20 protein-coding genes are annotated in these 26,025 nt (G+C 75.0%); 6 read left to right on the top strand and 14 right to left on the bottom strand.

The window, feature by feature from the left end; all coding sequences use genetic code 11:
- Window positions 1-28 precede the first annotated feature (28 nt).
- Complete coding sequence (locus JOF54_RS15595; RefSeq protein ID WP_245358146.1) at window positions 29-1,651, top strand: DNA recombination protein RmuC; 1,623 nt, start codon at window positions 29-31, stop codon at window positions 1,649-1,651.
- A 22-nt stretch (window positions 1,652-1,673) separates the two neighbouring features.
- Here JOF54_RS15595 and JOF54_RS15590 read toward each other — a convergent pair whose 3' ends face one another.
- A complete protein-coding gene (locus JOF54_RS15590) occupies window positions 1,674-3,233 on the bottom strand; it encodes a CLIPPER-2 domain-containing protein (RefSeq protein ID WP_210057483.1) in 1,560 nt (519 codons plus the stop codon).
- A 99-nt stretch (window positions 3,234-3,332) separates the two neighbouring features.
- Window positions 3,333-4,334, bottom strand: coding sequence for a 4-hydroxy-3-methylbut-2-enyl diphosphate reductase (locus JOF54_RS15585; RefSeq protein ID WP_210057481.1), 1,002 nt, complete (start codon window positions 4,332-4,334; stop codon window positions 3,333-3,335).
- Between the two features lie 91 nt (window positions 4,335-4,425).
- On the opposite strand from JOF54_RS15585, the gene xseA reads away from it, so the two are divergent.
- Together xseA and JOF54_RS15575 are read left to right on the top strand one after the other, a co-directional pair.
- Window positions 4,426-5,658, top strand: a complete 1,233-nt coding sequence (gene xseA / locus JOF54_RS15580; RefSeq protein WP_210057479.1) for an exodeoxyribonuclease VII large subunit — start codon at window positions 4,426-4,428, stop codon at window positions 5,656-5,658.
- Complete coding sequence (locus JOF54_RS15575) at window positions 5,655-5,882, top strand: exodeoxyribonuclease VII small subunit (RefSeq protein ID WP_210057477.1); 228 nt, start codon at window positions 5,655-5,657, stop codon at window positions 5,880-5,882. Before xseA ends, JOF54_RS15575 begins: the two co-directional genes overlap by 4 nt.
- A gap of 7 nt (window positions 5,883-5,889) precedes the next feature.
- Here the strand turns inward: JOF54_RS15575 and JOF54_RS15570 are convergent, their stop codons facing one another.
- From JOF54_RS15570 to JOF54_RS15530, 9 genes are all read right to left on the bottom strand, one after another.
- Window positions 5,890-6,891, bottom strand: coding sequence for a GlxA family transcriptional regulator (locus JOF54_RS15570; protein WP_307804240.1), 1,002 nt, complete (start codon window positions 6,889-6,891; stop codon window positions 5,890-5,892).
- A 91-nt stretch (window positions 6,892-6,982) separates the two neighbouring features.
- Entirely contained in the window at window positions 6,983-7,537 is a 555-nt protein-coding gene (locus JOF54_RS15565) for a DUF4245 domain-containing protein (protein ID WP_307804238.1), read from the bottom strand.
- Window positions 7,538-7,585: 48 nt separating this feature from the next.
- Window positions 7,586-7,918 (bottom strand): DUF3140 domain-containing protein, encoded by a 333-nt coding sequence (locus tag JOF54_RS15560; protein WP_307804237.1) that lies wholly within the window; start codon window positions 7,916-7,918, stop codon window positions 7,586-7,588.
- Window positions 7,915-8,727 (bottom strand): SDR family NAD(P)-dependent oxidoreductase, encoded by an 813-nt coding sequence (locus tag JOF54_RS15555; protein WP_210057470.1) that lies wholly within the window; start codon window positions 8,725-8,727, stop codon window positions 7,915-7,917. The genes JOF54_RS15560 and JOF54_RS15555 overlap by 4 nt, the downstream gene beginning before the upstream one ends.
- 44 nt (window positions 8,728-8,771) lie before the next feature.
- Window positions 8,772-9,668, bottom strand: coding sequence for an SDR family oxidoreductase (locus tag JOF54_RS15550; RefSeq protein ID WP_210057469.1), 897 nt, complete (start codon window positions 9,666-9,668; stop codon window positions 8,772-8,774).
- Between the two features lie 115 nt (window positions 9,669-9,783).
- Window positions 9,784-10,761: an SDR family NAD(P)-dependent oxidoreductase gene (locus JOF54_RS15545; protein WP_210057466.1), complete on the bottom strand. Its 978-nt coding sequence runs from the start codon at window positions 10,759-10,761 to the stop codon at window positions 9,784-9,786.
- Window positions 10,762-10,772: 11 nt separating this feature from the next.
- A complete protein-coding gene (locus JOF54_RS15540; protein WP_307804236.1) occupies window positions 10,773-11,537 on the bottom strand; it encodes a DUF3618 domain-containing protein in 765 nt (254 codons plus the stop codon).
- A complete protein-coding gene (locus JOF54_RS15535; protein WP_210057464.1) occupies window positions 11,534-11,989 on the bottom strand; it encodes a phage holin family protein in 456 nt (151 codons plus the stop codon). Before JOF54_RS15535 ends, JOF54_RS15540 begins: the two co-directional genes overlap by 4 nt.
- Window positions 11,986-12,954 (bottom strand): hypothetical protein, encoded by a 969-nt coding sequence (locus JOF54_RS15530; protein WP_210057462.1) that lies wholly within the window; start codon window positions 12,952-12,954, stop codon window positions 11,986-11,988. Before JOF54_RS15530 ends, JOF54_RS15535 begins: the two co-directional genes overlap by 4 nt.
- Window positions 12,955-13,308: 354 nt before the next feature.
- On the opposite strand from JOF54_RS15530, the gene JOF54_RS15525 reads away from it, so the two are divergent.
- On the top strand, window positions 13,309-14,193 hold the full coding sequence (locus JOF54_RS15525) for a sigma-70 family RNA polymerase sigma factor (RefSeq protein WP_210057459.1): 885 nt from the start codon (window positions 13,309-13,311) through the stop codon (window positions 14,191-14,193).
- Between the two features lie 89 nt (window positions 14,194-14,282).
- Here JOF54_RS15525 and JOF54_RS15520 read toward each other — a convergent pair whose 3' ends face one another.
- Complete coding sequence (locus JOF54_RS15520; protein WP_210057457.1) at window positions 14,283-21,917, bottom strand: Ig-like domain-containing protein; 7,635 nt, start codon at window positions 21,915-21,917, stop codon at window positions 14,283-14,285.
- 344 nt (window positions 21,918-22,261) lie between these two features.
- On the opposite strand from JOF54_RS15520, the gene JOF54_RS15515 reads away from it, so the two are divergent.
- Both JOF54_RS15515 and JOF54_RS15510 read left to right on the top strand, forming a co-directional pair.
- Window positions 22,262-22,993 carry a polyamine aminopropyltransferase gene (locus JOF54_RS15515; protein WP_210057455.1) on the top strand — a complete coding sequence of 244 codons (732 nt, stop codon included), beginning with the start codon at window positions 22,262-22,264 and terminating at the stop codon, window positions 22,991-22,993.
- Window positions 22,994-23,007: 14 nt separating this feature from the next.
- The gene (locus tag JOF54_RS15510) at window positions 23,008-24,402 is read left to right on the top strand and encodes a class II fumarate hydratase (protein ID WP_210057453.1); all 1,395 of its coding nucleotides are present in this window, start codon (window positions 23,008-23,010) and stop codon (window positions 24,400-24,402) included.
- A gap of 31 nt (window positions 24,403-24,433) precedes the next feature.
- On the opposite strand, the gene JOF54_RS15505 is transcribed toward JOF54_RS15510, so the two are convergent.
- Window positions 24,434-24,844 (bottom strand): VOC family protein, encoded by a 411-nt coding sequence (locus JOF54_RS15505; protein ID WP_210057451.1) that lies wholly within the window; start codon window positions 24,842-24,844, stop codon window positions 24,434-24,436.
- A 297-nt stretch (window positions 24,845-25,141) separates the two neighbouring features.
- Window positions 25,142-25,960, bottom strand: a complete 819-nt coding sequence (locus JOF54_RS15500) for an aggregation-promoting factor C-terminal-like domain-containing protein (RefSeq protein WP_307804234.1) — start codon at window positions 25,958-25,960, stop codon at window positions 25,142-25,144.
- Between the last annotated feature and the right edge of the window lie 65 nt (window positions 25,961-26,025).

Genomic DNA, 26,025 nt, shown 5'->3' with positions numbered 1-26,025 from the left:
GTCAGTGCCCCGCTGCAAGATCGAGGGCATGGACGGGTTCGTGGTGGTGGCGTTGGTGTGCGGGTTGGTGCTGGGCCTGCTGGTGGGTGCGGCGGTGGCCCTGCAGGTCGCGCGCGCCCGTCGCGAGGTGCTGGTGGCCCAGGACGACGCCGCGCTCGCCCGCGCCCGGACCGAGCTGGCCGTCGCGCAGTCCGACGCCGCCGCCGCCCGCGGGGAGGCCGCCCAGGCCCGGATGGAGACGGCCCAGGCCCGCTCCGAGCACGCCCACGCGCGCACCGAGACCGAGCGCGCCCGCGCCGACCTGGCCGAGGTGCGGGCGCAGTCCTCGACCGAGGCCGCCGACGCCCGCGCCGAGGCCGCTGCGGCGCAGGCCGAGGCCGCGGAGGTGTCGGCCGCCGTCGCGCGGGCCGAGGCCGAGCGCGACGCCGCCCTGCAGCGGGCCACCGAGATCGCCGCCGACCGCGAGGCCATGCTCAACCACTTCAAGGTGCTCTCGGCCGAGAGCCTGGAGCGCCAGGGCAAGAGCGCCGACGCCCAGGCCGAGCACCGGCTCCGCGCCACCGAGCAGCTGATGCTGCCGGTCCGGGAGAGCCTCGACCGGTTCAACAGCCGGCTCACCGAGGTCGAGAAGGAGCGGGTCGCCATGTCGACCGACCTGCGGATCCAGGTGCAGACGGTCCAGCAGACCGGGGAGACGCTGCGCCGCGAGACCAGCGCCCTGGTCACGGCCCTGCGCAAGCCGCAGGTCCGCGGCTCGTGGGGCGAGGTGCAGCTCAAGCGGGTGGCCGAGCTCGCCGGCATGGTCGAGCGCTGCGACTTCGACCTGCAGTCCACGACGCGGGCCGACGACCGGACGATGCGCCCCGACATGCGGGTGCACCTGGCCGAGGGCAAGCACCTGTTCGTCGACTCCAAGGTGCCCCTCAGCGCCTTCCTCGAGGCGGCCGAGACCGACGACCCCGACCTCAAGCGCGAGGCGCTCACCCGCTACGCCCGCAACGTCCGCACCCACGTCGACCAGCTGTCCTCCAAGCAGTACTGGAAGGCGGCCGAGACGCCCGAGTTCGTCGTCCTGTTCCTGCCGAACGAGCAGTTCTTCACCACCGCGCTGGAGCAGATCCCCGACCTGTACGACTACGCGGCCCACCGCGACGTCGTGCTGGCGACGCCGACGACGCTGATCGGCATGCTCCGCGCCGTGGCCTACGGCTGGAAGCAGGCCGCGCTGGCCGAGAGCGCCGCCGAGGTCTTCAAGCTGGGCCGCGACCTGCACGAGAAGCTGGGGCTGATGGGCAACCGCTTCGACAAGCTGGGCCGGGCCCTGCGGACGTCGGTGAACGCGTACAACGAGACGATCGCGACGGTCGAGGGCACCGTGCTGGTCCGGGCCCGCAAGTTCCGCGACCTCAAGGTGAGCGAGAAGGAGCTGGCCGCGCTCTCCCCCGTCGAGGAGCCGGTCCGCCAGATCCAGGCCGTCGAGCTGGTCGACGACGCCGTCAAGGTCGAGCCGCTGGTGGGCCGGGGCAGCCGCCGGCGCGCCCACGCGATGCCCGAGGCCGCCGAGCTGGTCCGGCCCGAGCCGGACCTGCTGGAGCTCGTCGAGAGCACCGCGACCGAGGTCGACGACACCCAGGACCGCGCCTCGTCCTGACCGCTCCCGGAAGGGGGGTGCCTCAGCGGCGCCGGCGGGACGACCGGACCAGCAGCACGGCCCCCGCGGCCACCGCGAGCAGCCCCGCCGGTCCGACGGCCGACGCCGGTCCGCCCGAGTCGGCCAGCCCGCCGTCCGCGGCACCGCCCGGGCCGGGCGCGCTGCTCGGGCGACCGGGAGACGGTGCGGCCGACGACGGCGCGGCCGACGGGTCCGGGGTGGGCGTGGAGGTGGGCGCCGGGGGCGGGGCCGCGCGCGTCAGCGGAACCCGGGCGCTGGCGGTGGCCACCACGTCGTCCTGACCCCGTCCCGGCAGGCCGTACGGCTGCTCCGCGCGCGCCCCGACCCGCACGTCCAGCTGGCCCTGCCGGGCGTCCGCCGTCGTGACCACGGAGCGGCCGGTGCAGACGAGCGCCGCGCCCGGCGCCAGGCCGTCGCTCGGGGCGTCCGGACAGGCGAGCCCCTCCAGCGCGGGGCGCAGCCGCTCCAGCCGGAGATCGGTCAGCGTCAGGTTGCCGGGGTTGGTCAGCGTCGCGGTCACCGTCACCGAGTCGCCCGCCGCGGGTCGCGCGGGAGCCGTGGCGACGGCGACCTGCAGCCGGGGGCGGGCCCGGATCCCGACCGAGGCCGGCCCGACGGCGAGGACGTCGTCGGCCGGGTCGTCGGGGTCGCCGTCCGCGATCTCGGCGCGCGCCTCGGCGGCGGTCTCCAGTCCCCCGAAGTCGAGGTCGTCCTGGGTGGTGGTGACGGTGGCGGTGCAGGTCAGCCGGGCGCCGGGCGTCAGGGTCGCCCCGAGGGCGGGGCTGCAGGCCAGCGCGTCCGGGGCCACCCGGGGGTCGGCCAGGCGGACGTCGCGCAGCGCCGTGGGCCCTTGGTTGCGCAGCCGGTAGGTGTAGCGGACCTCCTGCCCGGCCCGGTCGACGACGGCCGGCGCGGGCACGGTCTCCAGGGTGAGCCGCGGCTGTGGGGACGGGGGGACGTCGAGGAAGGCGACCGGGAAGTCCTCGACCTCGCCCGAGGCGGCCCGGCCGTCGGGCAGCCCGGCCTCCGCCGCGACCGTGGCGATCCGCAGCCGGACGAAGCTGTCGCCGGCGACGCCGGCCCGGCCGTCCCAGCGCAGGACGGCCGCCCCCGCGCCCACGGGCACGTCGACGCAGGTGCGCTCCGACGCGGCGAAGGTGCGGTCGAGGTCGAGGTCGACCCAGCCGCAGAGCCGGGCGGGGGCCGTCACCCCGCTGACGGCGACGTCGAGCCGGAGGGTGGTGAGCCGTCCCACCGAGACCGGCGGCACGGCCGCCAGCGCGTCGTCGTCGTCGCCGGTGGCCGACTCCGAGGCCTTGGTGGAGGTGCCGGTGTCCGGGTCCAGCCGGTCGGCGGAGACGGTCCGGCCCAGCCGGGGGCCGGTGACCAAGGAGCGGGCGGGGTCGCCGACGCCGGCGTCCACGTCGGCGGGGGCGTCCCCGTAGTCGTAGCCGGGAGCCGCCGAGGCCGGCAGCGCGGCGAGCGGCAGCAGGGCGAGCGCGAGGGCCGACGCCGCCGTCAGCGCGCGCAGCGCCCGACGCGGCACCGCGGGCTGGGGCATGGTCGCAGCTTCCTGGGCCACCCCCGAGGCGGACCGGCCCGCGGCGAAGACTAGCGACCGCCGCTCCGCGCCCGGACCCCGGTCAGCCCGGGAGGACCGTCAGTCGCGGACGGCGCCCTTGCGCAGGTCGCGGCGCAGCTCGGGGGGCAGGGCGAAGACGAGGGTCTCCTCGGTCAGCCGCTCCTCCTGGGCCACCGGGTACCCGTGCTCCACCAGCAGGTCGAGCACGCCGCGGACCAGGTCCTCGGGCACGGAGGCACCGCTGGTGACGCCCACCGAGGCCACGCCGTCGAACCAGGCCGGGTCGACCTCGCCGGCGTTGTCGACGCGGTGGGCGGCGCGGGCGCCGGACTCCAGGGCGACGTCGACCAACCGCACGGTATTGGAGGAGTTGGCGGAGCCGACGACGATCACCAGGTCGCTGCGCGCGGCGATCTGCTTGATGGCCAGCTGCCGGTTGGAGGTGGCGTAGCAGATGTCGTCGCTGGGCGGGTCCATCAGCTGGGGGAACTTCTCGCGCAGCCGGCCGACGGTCTCCAGCGTCTCGTCGACGCTCAGCGTCGTCTGGCTGAGCCAGGCCACCCGGCTGGGGTCCTTGAGCTCGACGTGCTCGACGTCGGCCGGGGACTGCACCAGGGTGATGTGCTCGGGCGCCTCGCCCGTCGTCCCCTCGACCTCCTCGTGGCCCGCGTGGCCGATGAGCAGGATCTCCAGGCCCTCGTTGGCGAACCGGCGGGCCTCGTGGTGCACCTTGGTGACCAGCGGGCAGGTGGCGTCGATGGCCTTGAGCTCACGCTCGGCGGCCTGGGCGTGGACGGCCGGGGACACCCCGTGCGCGGAGAAGACGACGGTGGAGCCCGGGGGCACCTCGTCGAGCTCCTCGACGAAGACCGCGCCGCGCGCCTGCAGGTCCTCCACCACGTGGCGGTTGTGCACGATCTGCTTGCGGACGTAGACCGGGGCGCCGTAGGTGTCGAGGGCCTTCTCCACCGTCACCACGGCCCGGTCGACGCCGGCGCAGTAGCCGCGCGGGGCGGCCAGCAGCACCTGGCGGCCCCCGGGAGGAGGCGTGGTCAGGCCGGGGCTCGCGGTCTCGGTCATGGCGCCCAGTCTAGGCGCTGGGGTCGGCGGCACCGCCCCGTCGCGGCGTCGCGTGCAGCACACCGGGGCGCCCGCGGACTAGGCTCCTCCGGTGCCCCTGGAGTCCTCGCCCGAGAACCCCCAGCCGCTCCGCAAGGTCACCCACCTCGTCCGCGGCTGGATCGAGCGGCTGGGCCCGGTGTGGGTCGAGGCCCAGCTCATCGAGATCAACCGCCGCTCCGGCAGCCGCACGATCTTCCTCACGCTGCGCGACAAGCTGGCCGAGGTGTCGGTCTCGGTGACGGTCTCCCCCACCACGCTCGACGGCGCCGGGCCGCTGACCGAGGGGGCCACCGTCGTCGCCCGGCTCAAGCCGTCCTACTTCGAGGGCTCGGGCCGCTTCTCTTTCTACTGCGACGCCATCACCCCCGTCGGCGAGGGCCGGCTCCTGGCCCGGCTGGAGCAGACCAAGCGGCTGCTGCAGGCCGAGGGGCTGTTCGACCGGGCCCGGAAGAAGCCGCTGCCCTTCCTGCCCCGCGCCGTCGGCCTGGTCACCGGGGCGGGCAGCGCCGCGGAGAAGGACGTCGTCGAGAACGCCCGGCGGCGCTGGCCGGCCGTCCGGATCGAGACGCGGTACGCGCTCACGCAGGGCCCGCAGGCCGGGGAGCAGCTGATCACCGCCCTCGGCCAGCTGGACCGGCACGGCGACGTCGAGGTCATCGTCATCGCCCGTGGCGGCGGCTCGCTGGAGGACCTGCTGCCGTTCTCCGACGAGGGGCTGGTCCGGGCCGTCGCCGCCTGCCGCACCCCCGTCGTCAGCGCGATCGGCCATGAGAGCGACAACCCGATCCTCGACCTGGTCGCCGACCACCGCGCCTCCACCCCGACCGACGCGGCCAAGCGGGTCGTCCCCGACGTGGCCGAGGAGCTGGCGCGGATCGGCCAGGTGCGCACCCGGCTGGAGCAGGCCGTCGGCAACCGGCTCCGGCACGAGCAGGAGCGGCTGGACGCCCTGCGCACCCGCCCGGTGATGACCGACCCGACGGCCACCTTCGTCGTCGGCCACGACCAGCTGCAGCATCTGCGCGAGCGCAGCCTGCGCGCGCTCACCGGCCGCCTGGAGCACGAGCGCACCGGCGTCGCGCACCAGCTGGCCCGCGTCCGGGCGATGTCGCCGAAGGCGACGCTGGAGCGCGGCTACTCGATCCTGGTGGGCCCCGAGGGGCACGCCGTCACCTCGGTCGCCGACGTCGACGAGGGCGACGACCTGCTGGCCTACCTGCTGGACGGCCAGCTGGTGCTGGAGGCCCGCGACGTCCGACCCGGAACGCTAGGAGCAGCATGAGCGAGACCACGAGCCGTCCCGACGGGGACGAGCTGACCTACGAGCAGGCCCGCGAGGAGCTCGTCGCGGTGGTGCAGCGGCTGGAGTCCGGCGGGGTGCCGCTGGACGAGTCGCTGGCCCTGTGGGAGCGCGGGGAGCACCTGGCCGCGCTGTGCCAGCAGCGGCTGGACGGCGCCCGCGCCAAGGTCGACGCCGCCCGGGCCCGCAACGGCGGCCAGGACTAGCCCGGGCTCAGGCCGACAGCTCCAGCTCGGCCGTCGAGGCCGGGCGCGGGGCGACGAAGCGGCGCCGGTAGTCCACCGGCGGCAGCCCGATCTCGCGGCGGAAGTGCTCGCGCAGGACGACGGCGGAGTTGAAGCCGACCCGCGCGGCGATCTGCTCGACCCCGAGGTCGGTCTCCTCCAGCAGCCCGCGGGCGGCCAGGATCCGCTGCTGGGTGAGCCAGCGGTGCGGCGTCGTCCCGGTCTCGGCGCTGAACCGTCGCGCGAAGGTGCGGTCGCTCATGGTCGCCCGGCGGGCCAGGGTGCTGGCGGTGTGCGGCTCGGCCAGGTGGTCGAGGACCCAGGCGAGCAGCGGCGAGAGGCTGTCGGCGGTGAGGGCCGGGATCGGCATCTCGACGAACTGCTGCTGGCCGCCGTCGCGCTGCGGCGGGACAACCATCCGGCGGGCGATCTTGGTGGCCACGGCCGTCCCCAGCTCGCGCCGGACCAGGTGCAGGCACGCGTCGATGCTGGCCGCGGTCCCCGCGCTGGTGATGATGCTGCCGTCGTCGACGAAGAGCGCCCGCGGGTCGATCTGCGCGAGCGGGTGGGCGCGGGCCAGGTCGTCGACGTGACGCCAGTGCGTGGTGCAGGGCCGTCCGTCCAGCAGCCCGGCCGCGCCGAGGACGAAGGATCCGGAGCACAGGCTCAGCAGCGTGGAGCCCGCGGCGTGCGCGGCCCGCAGCACCTCCAGCACCTCGGCCGGGTACTCCCCCGCCGGGCGGATGCCGGTGGCGGAGACGACGACGAGGTCGCTGCCCTCTACGGCGTCGAGGCCGTGCGCCGCGGTGACGGCCACCCCGGCCGGGCCGCCCGTGCCCAGGGGCACGCCCGGCCGCTGGGCGCAGACGCGGAAGTCGACCGGGGGGACGCCGTCGTCGGTCCGGTCCAGGCCGAAGACCTCGACGGCGACGCCGAACTCGAAGACGGCGACCGGCTCGACGAGGACCACGCTCACGGTCGTCAGAGGCACGCGGAGCAGCATATGGCAGAAACCTTGGCCGACCGGCCACAGCTGCCAGCCCCGGACGCCGGCCCCCGGCGCACCCGCGCCGGACGCGGGATCAGTCCGTCGCGAGGGTGGACGCGAAGCTCTCGAGGGCGCCGTAGGACAGGTCGCCGACCACGATGGTCGTCGCGCCGTCCGCGGTCCGGACCAGGGAGCGGGTGCGCTCGTCCGCGCTGATCCGGCGGTCCCAGGTGTCCCCCGCGACGTCGCTGGAGCCGTCCGCGAGGCCCTCGCGGGTCTTGTCCTCGACCAGCTCGCGCGCCTCGAGGTCGCCCTGCACCAGCTCGACGAAGGTGTTGTCGGCGTCGAGGAAGCCGAGCTCCCACAGGTTGCGCGGGGAGGGCTCGCCGTTGAGGTAGGCACGGCCCTGCGGCACCCAGGTGACCTGGGTGGCGCGCCACGCCGGCGGCACGGCCCGCGGGGCGAGCACCGGGTAGGGCGCCTGGTCCCGGGCCTGCACCAGCACCGGCGCCCACTCGACGGTCTTGACGTCCGGCCCGTCGGGGGTGCGGGTGAAGAAGTAGGTGATGGCGATCAGGGGCAGCAGGATCACGACCAGCGACCGCACCATGTCACCCGTTGAAGCGGTTCTCGACGACGCACGGGCCACGTCCTCATCCTCCCAGACGCGACCAACTCGGCCCGCCGGCCGCGCCCCTCACTTCTCGGGGTCGTGGCCCCAGTTCATCAGCGAGTAGCGCCAGCGGCTGTCGTGGACGTCGCCGTCGGGGCGCTGGGCCAGGTGCCGCTTCACGTAGCCGATGACCTTGCGCATGTGCGCCTCGTCGTCCTCGGTCAGGTCGTCCTTCTTCGTGGCCAGGATCTCGAGGATGCGCCGGCCCGAGGCGTGGCCCGTCGACTCGTCGTCGCCGTCGGCCTTCTGGCCGACCTCCTGCGCCTCGTCGCTGTCCAGCCAGTGCGACAGCTCGGTGCCGGTCATGTTGACGGCCTGGTCGAAGGCCTGCCGGGTGTCCTGCGCGTCGTCGCTCACGACCCGCTCCCCTGCTCGTCGCGGGGCTCGGCCATCGTCCGGTGCAGGGCCGCCTTCACCTTGTCCGGCAGCACCTTGGCCGCCAGCTCCTGCGCCTTGGTCATCGCCGAGGCGGCCACCACGCGGTCCTCGCCGGCCATCAGCGCCGCGTAGCCCTGCTGGGCCACGTCGGCGGCGTCGTCCTGCGGGCCCTGGCCGATCCGGGTGTCGTCCATCCCCGCCCGGTGGAAGAAGTTGGTCTCCGTCGGGCCGGGCATCAGCGACGTGACGCTCACCCCGGTGTTCCGGAGCTCGTCCTGCAGCGCCTCGGCCAGCGACTGCACGAACGACTTGGAGGCGTTGTAGACGGCCTGGTAGGAACCCGGCATCGTCGAGGCGATCGAGGAGGTGAGCAGCAGCCGGCCGGCGTCCCGGGCCACCATGGCGGGCAGCAGCAGCCGGGTGAGGTGCACCGTCGAGGCCACGTTCAGCCGGACGACGTCGAGCAGGTCCTCCAGGTCGGCGTCGACGAAGGCACCGCCCAGCCCGATGCCGGCGTTGACCGCGGCGGCCTCCACGGGCTGCCCGGTCGCGAGGACCGCGTCGTGCAGCGCCCGCACCCCGTCGTCGGTGCGCAGGTCGGCGCGGACGGTCTGCACCTCCACGCCGGCGGTGCGGCACCGGACGGCGACGGGCTCCAGCCCGTCACCCCCCGGACCCTCCTCGGCCGTGAGGAGCAGGTCGAAGCCGTCGGCGGCGAGGAGCAGCGCGAGCTCCGCGCCGATGCCGCTCGAGGCCCCGGTGACCAGGGCCAGTCCTGAGGTGCTCATGTCACGTCCTTCGGGTCGGGGAGGTGCCGGGGATGCGGCGGCGGTCAGGGGGTCGGCATGCCGCCGTTGACGTGCAGGGTCGTCGCGGTCACGTAGCTCGACTCGGCCGAGGCCAGGAAGACGTAGGCCGGGGCGAGCTCGGCGGGCTGACCGGGACGGCCCAGCGGGGTCTGCTCCCCGAAGCTGGGCAGGTCCTCGGGCGGCTGGCCGCCGGCGGTCTGCAGCGGGGTCCAGATGGGACCGGGGGCCACGACGTTGACGCGGATCCCCTTCGGCGCCAGCTGCTGGGCCAGCCCCTTGCTGAAGTTGTTGATCGCGGCCTTCGTCGAGGCGTAGTCCACGAGCGTCTCCGACGGCTCGTAGGCCTGGATCGAGGAGGTGTTGATGATCGTCGAGCCCGCCGGCAGGTGCGGCAGCGCGGCCTTGGTGATGTGGAACATCGCGTAGACGTTCGTCTTGTAGGTCTCGTCGAACTGCTCGTCGCTGATGTCGGCGAGCGCCTCGCGGGTCTGCTGCTTGCCGGCGTTGTTGACGAGGATGTCCAGGCCGCCGAGCTGCTCGACCGCCTGTGCGACGAGCTCGCGGCAGTACGCGGGGTCGGTGACGTCACCGGGCAGCAGGACGGCCTTCTGGCCGGCGGCGGTGATGAGGCCCTGGATGCGCTGGGCGTCCTCCTCCTCCTCGGGGAGGTAGGAGATGGCGACGTCGGCCCCCTCGCGGGCGAAGGCGATCGCGGTGGCTCCGCCGATGCCGGAGTCGCCCCCGGTGACCAGCGCCTTGCGGCCGACGAGCCGGCCGAGGCCGCGGTAGCTGTCCTCGCCGAGGTCGGCCTTCTCCTCCAGGTCGGCGTCGAGCCCCGCGCCCTCCTGGTACTGGGCGGTGGGGTCGATCCCGCTGTAGAGCTTCGTCGGGTCGGTGAAGGTGTACTGGTCGCGCGACATGGTGGTTCTCCTCGTGGTGGGGGTGCGGGGGTCGGGTCCACGGCGGACGGGACGGAGCGCGCCGCCTGGCGCGGGCTCCGCCCGTCCGGGTTCCCGCGGGGCGCGGGAGCGAAACTCAGGCGGGCGGGTGCTGGTTCCACCGGGCGGCCGCCCGGCGGCCGAGCGTGGTGACCGCGCGGACCAGCGCCGTCGGCAGCGGCCCCAGCCGCTCCTCGACCTGGTAGCCCTGGACGGTGTCGGTGCCGCTGGGCGGCGGGCCGCTGGGCAGCAGCCGGGCCGCGAGCCCCAGGAAAGCCGACGTGGTGGTCGGGGCCAGCCCGTTCACCCGCGACGCGATCTTGGTGAGGGCGCTGAGCAGCACGTAGGCCCGGCCCGCCAGCACGCCGTCGACGATGCGCTCGGCGGCCCGCTCCGGGTCCATGGCGATGAGCGGCAGCGTGGCCGACGGGGCGAACCAGGCGTACTCGGCGCCCTGGCGGCCCGTGAAGGTGGCGCGCAGGTGGGAGCCGGTGCGCATCAGCCCGGGGGCCACGGTGGTGACCTTGACGCCCGTCCCGGCCAACTCGTTGCGCAGACCGGCCGAGAAGCCGACGGCGCCGAACTTGGCGGTGCTGTAGGGCAGCAGGTGCGGCACGGGGACCAGGCCGCCGACCGAGGTGATGACGCCGATCCGGCCGTGCCCGCGGGCGCGCATGGGGCCGGCGACGGCGAGGGCGACGTTGATCGGGCCCCACAGCATGATGTCGATAGCCTCGGCGAAGTGGGCGCGGGTCAGAGAGGCCAGCGGGCCGACCTGGATGACCCCGGCCACGGCGAGGGCGACCTCGACCGGTCCGTCGGTGGCCTCCACGTCGGCGACCAGCGCGTCCACGGCCGCGGCGTCGGAGACGTCGCAGACCGCGGTCCGGACGCTGATCCCCTCCGCCTCGAGCTGGGCCCGGGCGGTGTCGAGCTCCTCGGCCGAGCGGGCGCAGACCACCAGCCGGTGGCCGCGCCGGCCCAGCTCACGGGCGATGAGCAGGCCGAGCCCGCGGGACGCCCCGGCCACGAGGGCCAGGGGCGCCGCCGCGGGCGTCGGCTGCGGGGTGCTCACCGGGGTGGTGCTCAGGACTTCGCCGCGTCCTGGACGTTGCCCTTGGCCTGCTGGGCCTGGCCCTGCACGTCCGAGGCGGCCGAGGTGCCCTCGTCCTGGACCGTGGTCTTGGCCTGCTGCGCCTGGTCCTTGACCTCCTCGACGGCGTACTGCCCCTCGTCCTTGACGGCGCCGACCGCGTCGGTGGCGGTCTCCTTCAGCTGCTGGGCGGCCTCCTGGGCCGGCTCCTTCAGGTTGGCGGCGACGTCCTTGGCGGCGTCGGTGAGGCCGGCCTTGAGCGGCTCGGCCTTGTCCTTCACCGTGCCGGCGAGCTCGCGCTCCTTGGTGCTGGCCGGGATCAGCGAGCTGATCAGCAGGCCGGCGCCGAAGGCGACGAGACCGGCGGCCAGCGGGTTGCCCTGGGTCTTGCGACGCGCGGTCGCGGGAGCGCCGCTGACCGAGTCGCCGGCCGAGGAGAGCGCGCCGCGGGCGGAGTCGACCGCACCGTGAGCCGAGCCCGAGGCGCTGTCCGAGGCGCCGTGCACCTTGTCGGAGACGGCGTCGGTCGCGCCGTGCACCTTGTCGGCCACGGTCCCGCGGACGTCGTCAGCGGTGCCCATGATCCGGTCCTTGAGGCCGACGCCCTTCTCCTTGACGTTCCCCTTGACCTCGTCCACCTTCTTGCGGGCGATGTTCTTCGGGTTGGCGTCCTCGGCCAGCAGGTCGACGTCGTTGCTCAGGTTCGCGCGCGTCCGCTCGATGTCGGCGCGGATCTCTTCCGGGGTCTGGCTGCTCACAGGTTCTTCTCCTCTTGGCCTTTGAGTGCGTTCGGGATCTTGCCCAGCGAGTCGGCGGTCTGCGGCACGCCGCGGACCTCGTCGAGGGCCTTCTTGCCGACGACGGCGAGGATCGCCGCGATGATCGCCCAGATGACGGCCACGATCAGGGCGGACCAGCCGTAGCCGGTCTCGTTCCCGAGCGCCCGCCACAGCGAGATCGACAGGAACATCAGGACGAAAAAGCCCGCGACGGCGGCGCCGGCGAGCATGCCGACCCCCTTGCCGGCGCGCGAGGCGGACTCGGAGACCTCGGCCTTGGCCAGGGCCACCTCCTGACGCATCAGCGTGCTGATGTCGCGGGTGACGTTGCTCAGCCGCTCACCGAGGGAGACGTCGTCCCCGCCGGTGGTGCTGGTGGTCGTCGCGTGGGGCTCGATGGACGACGACCCGGAGGTGTAGGGCGTGGTCATCGGGCCGTGCCACCCTGCCCCGGCTCGACGTAGGTGACGGTGTCGTCGTAGCTGACCGTGTCGTCGTAGGCCCGCGCCGGCTCGTAGCCGGTGCTGCCGGCCTCGTAGCCGGTGGTGCCGGCGGCGCCCGCCGTGCCCGTGGTGTAGCTGCCGGTCTCCAGGCCGCCCGCGGTGTAGCTGCCCGCGTCGTAGCCGGCGGCCGGGGTGGTGGTGCTGTAGCCCTGGCCCGGGGTGGTCGTGCTGTAGCCGGTGTCGCCGTAGCCGGAGCCGACGGCGGGGGCCTGCTGGGCCTCCTTGGCGTCCTTCGCCTCGGCGGCGAGGCTGCGGGTCAGGCGGCCGACGACGACACCGGCGAGCAGCGAGGCGCCGAGGAAGACACCCGGACGACGGCGCGCGAAGTCGCGGACGTCGGCGAGCAGGTCGGACGGCTCGCTGTTCTCGATGCGGTGCGCGATCTCGCCCACGCGGCGCGAGCCCTGCTTGGCGAGGTCGGTGAGGGGGCCGGACTTGTCCGACGAGGACGCCATGGAGCCGAGCTCCTCGGCGAAGGAGTGCACGAGCGAGCCGAGGCGCTGCTGCTGCGCGCCGGCCTGGCTGGTCAGCTCGGTGCGGCTCTGGTGCAGGAGGTCGCGGAACTGGCCCGACGCCTCCGAGGTGACGGCGGCGACCTGCTCCTTGGCGGTCTCGGCGACGTGCTGGCCGGAGGCGACGGCGGTGTCCTTGACGGCACCCGCCTGCTCCTTGGCCACGCCGGCGACCTGCTGGCCGCGGTCGACCGCGGTGTCCTTGAGGCCGGCGGCCTCGTCCTTCGCGGTGTCCTTGGTGCTGCTGGCGGTGCTCGACTGGCCGGTGCTGGGGGCGTAGATGTCGGTGCCCGCCTCGGTGGTGCCCGCGGGCTCCCACGTGGTCACCGGCTCGTCGAACTGGTTCTGCCCCTCGGAGGGGACATACGGCGACGAAGTCACGCGATCTCCTATCGACTAGTTCTGCGGCGCAGCGAGAACGCCGCGCCATCTGCCATCACATACCCAGCGCTTTACGACGTAAACACCGGGGTCCGGGAGTGCGGCCGCGACGGTCCCCCGGACCGGCGCAGCTGCGGGGTCAGCCGGGCGGCTGTGTTCTCAACCGCCCGACCTGGGCACAGGGCTGGCCCGGGCGTCCTCCTGTGCTGTGCCCCTCCAGGTACCCAGGGCAGGGGGCGGCAAACTCCGGCGGCCCCCGCCGACCCCCCGGTGGCGCATTCCCCAGAACACGCTATGGTCGGTCTCAGCGGTTGAGCAGTCTGCCGACATTCCTCCACGGATGTAGGCGGTCACATGTCGAGTTCTCTCTCCACCTCCCGTTCTCCGATCCAGCAGGACCCCGCGCACCTCCTCCGGGTCGCGCCCCCCGTCGTCGACGACCTCGACGACGTCCACGAGCCCACCGAGCGCAACCCGCAGCTGCGGCGCGAGCGCTCGGCGGCCCTCACCGCGCAGCTGCTCGAGGCCGACGAGGCCGGCGCCCGGGTCATCCGGCGCCGTCTCGTGCTGCTGCACCTCGACGCCGCCGACGGCGTGGCCCGGCACTACGCCGGCCGCGGGCAGGACCACCAGGACCTCGTCCAGGTGGCCCGCGTCGGCCTGGTCGAGGCCAGCGTCCGCTACGACCCGGCGCTGGGCTCCTTCCTGGGCTTCGCGCTGCCGACGATGATGGGCGTCATCCGGCGGCACTTCCGCGACCGCGCCTGGTCGGTCAAGCCGCCCCGCTGCATCCAGGAGCACGCCGCCGTGGTGGCGCGGGCCCGCGAGGACCTCACCCACGAGCTGCTGCGCTGGCCCACCATCCCCGAGCTGGCCGAGCACCTCGAGCTGAGCGAGGCGGACATCCGCGCCGCCCGCCAGGTCGACGGCTGCTTCCAGGCCGCCTCGCTCGACGTCCCGGTGGGGCAGCGGGCGGAGTCGCTGGGCGAGAGCCTCTCGGAGGTGGAGACCCGCTACGAGCACGTCGAGACCTCGCTGACCCTGCAGCCGGCCTACCAGCAGCTGAGCGAGCGCGACCAGCGCCTGGTCTACCTGCGGTTCTACTCCGAGCTGAGCCAGCGCGAGATCGCCGAGGAGTTCGGCGTCAGCCAGATGCAGATCTCCCGCTGGCTGGTGCGCGTGCTGCGCTCGCTGCGCCAGTACCTCAGCGACGACGAGAGCGTCCCGCTCGCCAGCTGAGCCCCCGGCTCGGCGCCGACAGCAGGCGCCGTCCCGGACGCAGACGAGGCACCTCCCCTGAGGGGAGGTGCCTCGTCTGCTGTGCGGGTCTAGCCCTGGCGCCGGCGCCGGACCAGGAGCAGCGCCCCGCCGCCCAGCACCAGCAGCAGCCCGGCCAGCGGGATCAGCGTCCCGGGACCACCGGTCGAGGCGAGCGGCCCGGACCCGGTGCCGCCGTTCCCGGCGCTCCCGTTCCCGACGCCGCCGTTCCCGACGCCGCCGTTGCCGCTGCCGCCGTTGCCGTTCCCGACCCCGCCGTTCCCGGTACCGCCGTTCCCGTTACCGGTGCCGCCGTTCCCGCCGTTACCGTTCCCGCCGTCGCCGGACCCGGTGCCCACCGTGATGACGACCTCGGCCGAGACGGCGGTGTCGCCGTCCGGTCCGGTCTGGACCGCCTCCACCGTCTGCGCGCCCGGGGGCAGCGTGACGGTGACGCACCAGCGGCCGTCGGTCCCGACCGTCGCGCGGCCGAGGACCGTGCCGTCGGCGTCCCGGAGCGCGATCTCGGCGCCCGGCTCACCGGTGCCGCAGACCTGCACCGGCGAGGTGACGGGCGTGCCCGGCACCGGCGAGGTGATCACGGGCGTGGCCGCGGTCGCGACGACGGTGAAGGTGTGCTCCTCCGCGGGCTCGGACCGGTTGCCGGCGCCGTCGACCGCCGTCGCGCCGACCGTGTGCTCCCCAGGGGCCAGCGGCTCGTCGAGGGTCAGCGACCAGGTGCCCGCCCGGGTGGCGGTCACGGTGCCGACGACCTCGCCGTCGACCCCCACCTCGACCGATGCGCCCGGCTCCGCGGTGCCCCGCAGGACCGGGGTGGTGTCGGTGGTGCTCGAGCCGTCCGCCGGCTCGGTGACCACCGGCGCCGCCGGGGCGGTCAGGTCGACCGCGAAGGTGCTCGAGGCCACCGCCGAGGTGTTGCCCGCCGCGTCGACCTGGCTGGCCTCCGCGGTGTGCGGGCCCTCGGCCAGCGGCGTCGTCAGCTCCAGCGACCAGCGCCCGTCGCCGTCGACCTCGGCCGTGCCGACGACCACGTCGTCGACCAGCACGGTGACGGTGGCCCCGAGCTCGCCGCGGCCGCTCACCGTCGGGGTGGTGTCGCCCGTGCGGCTGCCGTCGGCCGGTGCCGTGATGACCGGCGGGGCCGCCGCGGTGTCCACCACGAAGGGCACGGCCGTCGACGGAGCGGAGCGGTTGCCCGCCGGGTCGACCTGCACGGCGGTGGCCGTGTACGGGCCGTCGGCCAGGTCGGGCACCACGAGCGACCAGACGCCCCCGGAGACCGTGACCGGGCCGTAGGTGCGGCCCCCGACGGTGACCGTGACCCGCGAGCCGTCCACGCCGGTGCCGGACACCGTCACGTCGCCGTCGGTGAGGAGGGCGTCCTCCGCCGGCACCGTGATGACGGGGGCCGCGTCGGCCGTGCCGTCGACGGTGACCGTCACCGAGGCCGCGTCCGAGGTGTTGCCGGCCTCGTCGGCCTGCCCGGCGGCGATGACCCGGGCGCCGTCGTCCAGCGGCTCGGTGAGCTGGAGCGACCAGCGGCCGTCCTCGTCCACCGCGGCCGTGCCGACGCGGGTGCCGTCCACCGTGACGGTGACGACCGCCCCGGCCTCGCCGGTGCCGGTGACCAGCGGGGTGCGGTCCCGGGTGGTGGAGCCGTCCGCCGGGGCCGTGATCACCGGGGCGTCCGGCGCCGCCGTGTCCACCGTGAAGGTGTTCACCGCCGACGGGACGGACGGGTTGCCGGCGCCGTCGGTGGCCACGGCGAGCACCTCGTGCTCACCCTGGTCCAGCGGGTCGACGTCGTCGCCCGGCTGGAGGGTCCAGGTGCCGCCCTGGGTGGCCGTGGTCGTGCCGACGGGGGTGCCGTCGACGCGGACCTCGACGCGGGCGCCGGGCTCGGCGGTGCCGCTGAACGCCGGTGTGGCGTCGGCGGTCACCGAGCCGTCGGCCGGGTCCAGCACCACGGGCGCGGCGGGTGCCGAGGCGTCCACCGTGAACGTGCTGGTGGCCGCCGACGAGACATTGCCGGCCCGGTCGACCTGGGTGGCGCGCACCGTCCGGACGCCGTCGTCGAGCGCGTCCTCGACCTGCAGCTCCCAGCGGCCCTGGTCGTCGGCGGTGACGGCGTCCAGGTCGGTGGTGTCGAGACGGACGCGCACCTCGGCGCCCGGCTCGGCCGTCCCGGCCAGACGGGGGGTGGTGTCCCTCGTCGTGGAGCCGTTCGGCGGGGTGGTGATGACCGGCGCGGCGGGTGCCTGCAGGTCCACCGTGAAGGTGGAGGTGACCCCGGGCGAGACGTTGCCCGCGGCGTCGGCCTGGGTGGCGAAGACCTCGTGGGGACCCTCGTCCAGCGGGTCGGTGAGCGCCAGGACCCAGCGCCCGTTCCCGTCGACCAGGGCGGTGCCGACGAGCTGGTCGTCGACGCTGACCCGCACGGTCGCGCCCGCCTCACCGGTCCCGGTGACGGTCGGGGTCGCGGTGCCCACCGAGGAGCCGTCGGCCGGGGCGGTGATCACCGGCGCGGCCGGCTGCCCCGTGTCGACCGTGAAGGACACGGGCGAGGACTGCGCCGAGGTGCTGCCGCCGGCGTCGCGCTGGCTGGCGGTCACCACGTGGGGACCGTCCAGCAGCGCGTCGGTCAGCGTCAGCGACCACGCGCCGCCGTCGGCCACGACCGCCGTGCCGACGGCCACGCCGTCGACCCGGACGGTGACGGTGGAGCTCGCTTCGCCGGTGCCCGCGACGACCGGCGTGGTGTCAGCGGTCACCGAGCCCGCCGGGGGGGTGGTGACCACGGGGGCCGCCGGGGCGGTGCCGTCGACGGTGAAGCGGGCCGGGTCCGAGGCCGGCGAGGCGTTGCCGCCGGCGTCGGTCTGGATCGCGGTGACGACGTAGGCGCCGTCGGCCAGCCCCGGCAGCGTGACGGTCCAGGCGCCGGCGGTGACGGGCACGGGGCCGTACGCGGTGCCCGCGCCGGTCGTGACGACCACGGTGGACCCGCTCTCCCCCGTGCCGGTGACCACGACGTCGGGTCCGATCAGCACCGGCTCACCGCTGGGGGCGGTGATGACGGGTGCCGCCGGGTCCTCGGTGTCGACGGTGAAGGACACCGTCGTGGCCGGGGAGGAGTTGCCCGCGGTGTCGGTCTGGACGGCCAGCACGGTGTGGGGGCCGTCGTCCAGCGCGTCGGTCAGCGGGAGGGTCCAGCCCCCACCACCGTCGACCGGGGCGGTCCCGACGAGCTCGCCGTCCACCGTCACCGTGACGGTGCTGCCCGCCTCACCGGTGCCGGCGACGGTCGGGGTGGCGTCGTCCACGGTGCTGCCCGCGACCGGGGCCGTGACGACCGGCGCCCCGGGAGCGGTGAGGTCGACGGTGAAGGTGTTCACCGCCGAGAGCGCCGAGGCGTTCCCGACGGCGTCCAGGGCCCGGGCCGCGACGGTGTGCCGACCGGCGGCCAGCGGGTCCGCCAGGGTGAGCGTCCAGCCACCCCCGGCGCCGGCCTCCGTGCTGCCGACCACGCGGCCGTCGACGGTGACCTCGACCGTGGCGCCCGCCTCGGCGGTGCCCGTGACGGTCGGGGTGGTGTCGTTCGTCGCGGACCCGTCGGCCGGTGCGGCCACGACCGGGACCGCCGGTGCGGTCAGGTCGACGACGAAGCCCACGACGGGGCTCGGCGCCGACACGTTGCCGGCGGCGTCCGCGGCGGTGGCGGTCACGGTGTGCTCGCCCTCCCCCAGCGGGGCGGGCGGGGTGAGGGTCCAGACGCCGTCGCGGTCGGCGACGACGGGTGCGAGCGCGTCCTCGTCGAGGGTGACCGTCACCGTGCTCCCCGGGTCGGCCCGGCCGCTGATCGGCGGGGTCGCCGTCGTGGTGGCGCCGGCGGCGGGGGTCTCGACGACCGGCACCGACGGGGCCGTGGCGTCGACGGCGAAGGTCACCGGGGCGCTCTCGGGCGAGACGTTCCCGGCGGCGTCGGTCGCCGTCACGACGACGGTGTGCGAGCCGTCGGCCAGCTCCGACGTCGGGACGGAGTAGCCGGTGGGGCCGGCCGTCGTGGTGGCCACGAGGTCGCCGTCCACGTAGACGCGGACGGTGCTGCCCGCCTCGGCCGCACCGCTCACGGTCGGGGTGGTGTCCCGGGTGGTGGTGCCGGCGCCCGGCTGCACGACGGTCGGGAGGCCGGGGGCCACGACGTCGACGGAGAAGTCGACCCCGGCGGCCGGCTGCGAGACGTTGCCGGCCGGGTCGCGCTGGACGGCGCTCGCGACGTGGCTCGTGGCGCTGAGCGCGTCCGTGACCTGGACCGACCAGCGGCCGTCCTCGTCGACGGTGGCGGTGCCGACCGGGGAGCCGTCGACCGTCGCGGTCACGACGGCTCCGGGCTCGCCGGTCCCGCGGAGCACCGGGGTGGCCGTGGCCAGCACCGCGCCCTGGACGGGTGCGGTGACGACGGGCCGGTCCGGGGCCTCGAGGTCGACGCGGAAGCGGGTGCTGTCCGCGCCGGAGGGGTTGCCGGCGGCGTCGGTCTGGACGGCCCGGACGGTGTGCCCGCCGGTGTCCAGCACCCGGAGCGTCTCCAGGCTCCAGGTCTGGTCCTCGAGCACCAGGGCCTCGCCCGCGGCGATCCCGTCGACGGTGACGGTCACGGTGGCGCCGGCCTCGCCGGTGCCGCGCACGGTCGGGGTGGCGTCGGTCGTGCTGCTGCCCTCGGCCGGCGCCTGGATCACCGGCGGCGCCGGGGCGGCGACGTCGACGACGAAGGTGCTGGTCCCGGGCGGCGAGGAGTTGCCCGCCGGGTCGGTCTGGACGGCGCTGGCCGTCACCGGGCCGGGCGGCAGCGCCGCGGTCGAGGTGACCGACCAGGTGCCGTCGCCGGCGACGGTGGTGGCGGGCAGGGCGGTCCCCCCGAGGGTGACGACCACCGCGGCGCCGGCCTCACCGGTGCCCGAGACGGTCGGCGTGGTGTCGGCGGTGGCCGAGCCGTTCTCCGGCGCCACGACGACCGGGGCCGAGGGCGCCGTGCCGTCGACGGTGAAGGAGACCGTCGACGAGCTCGCGGAGGCCTGCGTGCCGTCGGTCTGCGTCGCCGTGACGGCGTAGGTGCCGTCGGCCAGGTCGGCGGCGGGCACCAGCGACCAGGTGCCGAACTCGGTCACCTCGACCACCGGGTACTCCGTCCCGCGCTGGTCGGTGAGGGTCAGCGTGGCGCCGGGCTCGCCGGTGCCGCTGATGGTCGGGGTCCGGTCGGTGGTCACCGTGCCGTCGAGCGGCACGGTGATGACCGGCGCGTCGGGGGCCTCGGAGTCGACGACGAAGGTCCGCTCGTCCGAGGCCGGCGAGGTGTTGCCGGCCGCGTCGACCTGGCGCGCGCGCACGCTGTAGAAGCCGTCGACCAGGTCGTCGAGGACGACCGACCAGGAGCCGCTGCTGCTGACGGTGACGGGTCCGTAGGACGCGCCCCCGCCGGTCTCGGTGACGGTGACCCGGGCGAAGGGCTCGCCGGTGCCGGTGACCGTGACGGCCGGGCCGGTGAAGGTGGCGCCGTCGGCGGGGCCGGTGATGACCGGCGCGGCGGGGGCGGTGGTGTCGACGCTGAACGTGCTCGAGGCGGACCCCGACCGGTTGCCGGCGGCGTCGGCCTGCACGGCGGTCACCGTGCGGGTGCCCGGGGCGAGGGCGTCGGTGAGCTGCAGCGACCAGCCGCCGTCCTCGTCCACCTCAGCGGTGCCGACGAGGTCGCCGTCGACCCGCAGCGTGACCGTGGCGCCCGGCTCCCCGGTCCCGGACAGCTCCGGGGTGGTGTCGTCGGTGCTCGAGCCGTCGGCCGGCTCGTCGATGACGGGCGCCTCCGGCGCGGTGAGGTCGACGACGAAGGTGTTGGTGGCCGAACGGGCGGAGGCGTTGCCCGCCGCGTCCCGCGTCAGCGCCGCGACGGTGTGCTCGCCCTCGTCCAGCGCCGCGGTGGAGGCCAGCGTCCAGGCGCCCGAGCCGTCGGACCGCGTGGTGCCGAGGGGTGCGCCGTCCACGAACACCTGGACCTCGACGTTCGCCGGGGCGGTGCCGCGGTAGGTGGGCGTGGTGTCGGTCCCCGTGGAGCCGTCGGCCGGGGTGGTCACGACCGGCACGGCCGGTGCCGTGCTGTCGATGGTGAAGGTGTGCGCGTTCGAGCGGACGGAGGTGTTGCCCGCCGCGTCGGTGGCCCGCAGCGTGGCGGTGTAGGTGCCGTCGTCCAGCGGGGTGGTCGGGGTGAAGCTGACCGCCCCGCTCCCGGACGCGTCGGTCCGCCCGATCGGCTGGCCGTCGAGGAGCACCTCGACGCTGGAGCCGGCCTCGGCCGTGCCGGTGAAGGTCGGGGTGTCGTCGGTCGTCAGCAGGCCCTCGGCCGGGTCGACGAGGACCGGGGCCCCGGGCGCGACGGTGTCGACGCGGAAGGTGTTCACGTTCGACCGGTCGGAGGTGGCGCCCAGCAGGGTCTGGGTGACCGAGACGGAGTGGCTGGCGTTGGTGAGCACCGTCGTGGGGGTCACGGCCCAGCGGCCGTCCGCGTCGACGGTGGTCGCGGCGGGGGTCGTCGTGCCGTCGACGGTCAGGTCGACGGTGGCGCCCGCGGTGCCGGTGCCCCGGAAGGTCGGGGTGGCGTCGTCGGCGAGGGAGCCATCGGCGGGCGCGGTCACGACGGGCGTGGCCGGCTTGGGCGCGGGGCAGTCGATGCCACCGGCCGGGGCGACGGCGCTCGCGCGCAGCGGCACCAGGCCGACCGTGGCCGTGGCGAGCGGGGCGACGGCCAGGCCGGCGCGGATCTGCAGGGTCACGACCGACACGGAGGCCTCGGCCGAGGTCCCGGCGCCGTTGGTCGTGCGGGTCGGGGTGTTCGCGGTGATGACGACCCGGCCGACGAGACCGAGGTCGATCGTCCGGGTGGCGCCGGCGGCGAGCACGCTGGTGACGTTGGCGACGGTGACGCGGACCGTGCCCGGGGTGTAGGTGACGTCGGCGCCCCCGGTGGTCCCGCTGGCCCGGGCGGTGAGGGTGGAGTCGCCGTCGACGGCGACCTGGACGGCGCCGCCGAGCACGCTCGCCCCCGCGAGGCGGCCGACGGCCGTGCTCTGGACGGCCTTGTTGAGGCCGTTCCCGCCGGTGGACGCGAGCGTCGTGCGGCCCTCGGTCGCGACGACCCCCGTCGTCAGCAGGTCCGCCAGGCCGAGCGGGTTGACCGACAGACCGGCCGTGCTGGTGCGCGAGTCCGCCAGCACCGGCGTCGGCAGGCACGTGGCGTCGCCCGACCAGCGGGCGAGGTTGCTGGTGGTCAGCGTCTGCACCCCGATGCCGACGGCGTCGGCCCCCAGCAGGGTGGCGGTGGTGGGGTCGGTGTGGTCGGGCGGCGCGGTCTGCCCGCTGCCCACGATGGCGAGCGGCAGCCCGGCGACGGCGGCACCGAGGTTGGCCGACTGGGCCGACGAGCGCGGCGACAGCTGGCTGCCCGTGCCGGCCTGGCTGGTGGCCAGCCGGGCGTTCGCCAGGGTGAGCCCGGCGACGGCCAGGTCGACCGCGGCCGCGTCACCGCCGGCGGCCGCGCGCCAGGTCTCGGTGGGGGGCGCCGCGGCGGCGGGCAGAGCCGCGCCGAACAGGGTGCCGATGAGCAGGAGGGCTGAGGCCAGCCACGCGACCACGCGCTTCATGGAGTTTCTCCGAGGTAGAGGAATACGTCCTCAGAAACGCCCCCGAACGTCTCCGATCACCCCCCGGTGGGCAGAACGGTAAGCGGTCGGATGGTCCTGGCAAAGCCGATCCGGTGAACTCCGGAAGGCCTGGACAACGCCGGTTCTTCGCCCTTTTTTGTTCGTTCCTGAGGCGTAAGAATGACGTAGAAACGTGCTCGAGGGGCCGAATCCCGACGACCGCGAGCGCACGCTGGGGAATTGCGCGGACGCAGGAGGAATAGCGCCCGGGTGGTTGCTGTGGCGAGATATCACGGATCACGCAGAAACCGCCCGGTGCCGGAATTCTGCGGAGCGGATCGGGCATGATGGCCGTCGTGGACGAGCTGCGCACCCTGGGCCGCGCCAGCGGTGGCCGCGGCGAGACGCTGCTGCGGGAGCGGCGCCGGGCCGACGGCACGGTGGTGCACGAGCTCGTCGTCAACGGGGTCTTCGCGATGGACAGCACCGAGACGACCAGCGAGCGCGAGCTCGCCGGGTTCGCCCGCGCGGCCCGGGGTGCGGTGCTCGTCGGCGGGCTCGGGCTGGGCTACACCGCGGCGGCCGTGCTGGACCGGCAGCCGGGACCGGAGCGCGTCGACGTCGTCGAGCTCGACCCCCACCTGGTCGGCTGGGCGCGGCAGGAGGTGACGCCCCTGCTGGGGCGCGTGGCGCGCGACCCGCGCACCCGGCTGCACGTCGGCGACGTCGCGGCCGCCCTCACCGGGCACGGCCCCGCTGCCGGCCCGTGGGACGCGGTCCTGCTCGACGTCGACAACGGCCCCGACTTCCTCATCCACAGCGGCAACGCCGGCCTGTACGAGGACGCGACGCTGGCGGCGGCGCAGGCCGCGCTGACGCCGGGCGGTGTGCTGGCCCTGTGGTGCCAGGGCCCGGCGCCGGAGCTGCTGGCGCGGCTGCACCGCCTCGACGGGACCGCCCGGGAGCACCGCTGCGCCGTCGAGCGGGAGGGCCGGCGGTTCTCCTACGTGGTGCTGACCCTCACCCGTCCACCGGTGGCCGCGCCGGGTCCAGGTGGAGGCGGGGCGGCGCGCTAGGCCAGAATGTGCGCATGGCTGAGGACTTCCGGACCGAGCACGACACCATGGGTGAGGTCCGGGTCCCCGCCCGGGCCCTGTGGAAGGCGCAGACCCAGCGCGCGGTGGAGAACTTCCCGATCTCGGGCGTCCCGATCGACCCGGCGCTGATCGCCGCGCTGGGGCAGATCAAGGGGGCGGCGGCGCTGACCAACGCCCGGCTCGGCGTGATCAGCGACGAGCGGGCGGCCGCCATCGTCGAGGCCGCGGCCGCGGTCGCCTCCGGTGCCCACGACGCCGAGTTCCCGATCGACGTCTTCCAGACCGGCTCGGGGACGTCCAGCAACATGAACACCAACGAGGTCATCGCCTCGCTCGCCTCCCCGCAGGTGCCGGACGGCGTGCACCCCAACGACCACGTCAACGCCTCGCAGTCCAGCAACGACGTCTTCCCGAGCGCGATCCACATCGCCGCCACCCAGAGCCTGGTGCAGGACCTCGTCCCCGCGCTGCAGCACCTCGAGCGCTCGCTGGAGGCCAAGGCCACGGAGTTCGCCGAGGTCGTCAAGAGCGGCCGGACGCACCTGATGGACGCCACCCCGGTCACGCTGGGTCAGGAGTTCGGCGGCTACGCCGCGCAGGTCCGCTACGGGGTCGAGCGCGTCCAGGCCGTCCTCCCCCGGGTCGCCGAGCTGCCGCTGGGCGGCACCGCCGTCGGGACCGGGATCAACACCCCGCCCGGCTTCGCGGCGTCGGTGATCGGCATCATCGCCGAGCAGACGGGCCTCCCGCTCACCGAGGCCCGCAACCACTTCGAGGCCCAGGGGGCGCGCGACGCGCTCGTCGAGGCCTCGGGGGCGCTGCGGACCATCGCCGTCGGGCTCAACAAGATCGCCAACGACATCCGCTGGATGGGCTCGGGCCCGCGCGCCGGGCTGGGCGAGATCGCGCTGCCCGACCTGCAGCCGGGGTCCTCGATCATGCCGGGCAAGGTGAACCCCGTGCTGTCGGAGGCGATGACCCAGGTCTGCGCCCAGGTCATCGGCAACGACGCGGCCGTCGCCTTCTCCGGTGCGTCCGGCGCCTTCGAGCTGAACGTCATGCTGCCGGTGATGGCGCGCAACCTGCTCGAGTCGGTCCGCCTGCTGGCCAACGTCAGCCGGCTGTTCGCCGACCGCTGCGTCGACGGCATCACGGCCAACGTCGAGCACTGCCGCTTCCTGGCCGAGTCCTCGCCCTCGATCGTCACGCCGCTGAACAAGTACATCGGCTACGAGAACGCGGCCGCCGTCGCCAAGGCGGCGCTCAAGGAGGGCAAGACGATCCGCGAGGTCGTCCTCGAGCGCGGCTACGTCACCGAGGGCCGGCTCACCGAGGACCAGCTGGACGCCGCCCTCGACGTCCTCTCGATGACGCGGCCGTCGGTCTGAGGCAGCCGCCCGCTCGGGACCGGGCGGGCGGTCAGGCCTTCGGGGTGGCGATGTTGGCCATCCAGTCCACCCCGAAGCGGTCGGTGAGGGCGCCGTAGTGGTCGCCCCACATCTGCTCCTCCAGCGGGGTGGTGACCTGCCCGCCCTCGGCCAGCCCGTGGAAGTAGCCGGTGAGGTCGTCGACGTCGTCGCCGCTGAGGCAGATGGTGATGTTCGAGCCCTCGCTGCCCGGCATGCCCTCGGGGGCGTCGGAGACCATCAGGGTGAACCCCTTCGGCGTGTCCAGCTGCCCGTGCATGACCTGGTCGGCCTGCGGGCCCTCCATCCCGAACTCGCCGAAGGTGGAGACGGCGACCTCCCCGCCGAAGACGCCCTGGTAGAACTCCAGGGCCTCCCGGGCGCGGCCGCGGAGGTTGACGTAGGGGTTGAGCACGGACGACATGGCGGAGCTCCTCTCGACGCCGGCACCGCACCGACGCTGCAACTCAGACCCCCGAAGACCCTCGAAGTGATCGGCTGCTCAGGAACCGCTGACAGCCCGCACCGGGAGCCGGCCATCGCCGACGACCCCTCAGCAGTTGCCGACCCCCGCCGGCCCGCGCGCCTGCGAGGTGAGGAGGAGCCGCGGAGACACGCTCTTCGTCTCCGCGGCGACGAACGAACCTCGGAGGATCAGAGCGCGGGCCGCGCCCGAGCGGAGCGAGGACAGACAACGCAGCGCGGAGCGAGGACAAACAACTCAGTACCAGTTGTTCGCGCTCCAGAAGCCCCAAGCCTGGCAGGGGCTGCCGTAGCGGTCGTCCATGTAGCCGACGGCCCAGATGATCTGGGTCGCGGGGTTGGTCCGCCAGTCGCCGGCGACGCTGGCCATCTTGGAGCCGGGCAGGGCCTGCGCGAGGCCGTAGGCGCCGGAGCTGGCGTTGGTGGCGTCCACCCGCCAGCTGCTCTCGCGCGAGATGATGTTGTCGAAGCAGCTGTACTGGTCGGCGCCGTAGCCGAACCGGTTCTGCAGGATCTGCCGGGCCATCGCGCGGGGGTCGGTGGTGCCCGGCTCGTAGCCCTGCTCCTTGACGCGTTCCCGCCGGGCCTCCTCCGCGGCCTCGGCCTCGGCCTTCTCGCGGGCCGCGTCCGCCTTCTCCTCGGCTCTGGCCTCGGCCTTCGCCGCCGCTCTCGCCTTCTTCTCCGCGCGGGCCGCCTCCGCCTTCGCCTGCGCCTTCTCCGCCTTGCGCTGCGCCGCGGCGGCCGCGCGCTCGGCCGCGAGGGCGGTCTGCTTCTCGGCGACGGCCTGCTGCTGGGCGCTGAGCGTCGCGCTGCGCTGGACGGCCTGCCCGACGGCGGCCTCGAGACGCTGCCGCTCGGCGCTCCGGGTGGCGGCGGCCTCGCGGGTGGCGCGCTCGGAGGCGACGGACGCCGGGTCGGCCGCGGGGGCGGTGACCGGCGCGGGGACCGCGATCGCGGTCCCGCTCACGGCCGGGCTGCCGAGGCCGGCGACGGCCGCGGTGACGGCCAGGGCGGTGCCGGCCACCCCGAGGGCGGCATGTTGGACGAGACGACGCACGGTGGACACCCTGCCACACCACCGTTACCGAGATGAAATGTTCGGCGGTGGGCAGGGTGACCGTT

This window comes from Microlunatus capsulatus, assembly GCF_017876495.1.
Classification (GTDB): Bacteria; Actinomycetota; Actinomycetes; order Propionibacteriales; family Propionibacteriaceae; genus Microlunatus; species Microlunatus capsulatus.
This window is presented reverse-complemented; position numbering and strand designations above follow the sequence as displayed.

Bases quoted from the DNA above. Each gene is read 5' to 3' on its own strand.
- JOF54_RS15595 (WP_245358146.1), top strand. From the start codon at position 29: ATGGACGGGTTCGTGGTGGTGGCGTTGGTGTGCGGGTTGGTGCTGGGC.
- JOF54_RS15590 (WP_210057483.1), bottom strand. From the start codon at position 3,233: ATGCCCCAGCCCGCGGTGCCGCGTCGGGCGCTGCGCGCGCTGACGGCG.
- JOF54_RS15585 (WP_210057481.1), bottom strand. From the start codon at position 4,334: ATGACCGAGACCGCGAGCCCCGGCCTGACCACGCCTCCTCCCGGGGGC.
- JOF54_RS15575 (WP_210057477.1), top strand. From the start codon at position 5,655: ATGAGCGAGACCACGAGCCGTCCCGACGGGGACGAGCTGACCTACGAG.
- JOF54_RS15555 (WP_210057470.1), bottom strand. From the start codon at position 8,727: ATGAGCACCTCAGGACTGGCCCTGGTCACCGGGGCCTCGAGCGGCATC.
- JOF54_RS15550 (WP_210057469.1), bottom strand. From the start codon at position 9,668: ATGTCGCGCGACCAGTACACCTTCACCGACCCGACGAAGCTCTACAGC.
- JOF54_RS15535 (WP_210057464.1), bottom strand. From the start codon at position 11,989: ATGACCACGCCCTACACCTCCGGGTCGTCGTCCATCGAGCCCCACGCG.
- JOF54_RS15525 (WP_210057459.1), top strand. From the start codon at position 13,309: ATGTCGAGTTCTCTCTCCACCTCCCGTTCTCCGATCCAGCAGGACCCC.
- JOF54_RS15520 (WP_210057457.1), bottom strand. From the start codon at position 21,917: ATGAAGCGCGTGGTCGCGTGGCTGGCCTCAGCCCTCCTGCTCATCGGC.
- JOF54_RS15515 (WP_210057455.1), top strand. From the start codon at position 22,262: ATGATGGCCGTCGTGGACGAGCTGCGCACCCTGGGCCGCGCCAGCGGT.
- JOF54_RS15510 (WP_210057453.1), top strand. From the start codon at position 23,008: ATGGCTGAGGACTTCCGGACCGAGCACGACACCATGGGTGAGGTCCGG.
- JOF54_RS15505 (WP_210057451.1), bottom strand. From the start codon at position 24,844: ATGTCGTCCGTGCTCAACCCCTACGTCAACCTCCGCGGCCGCGCCCGG.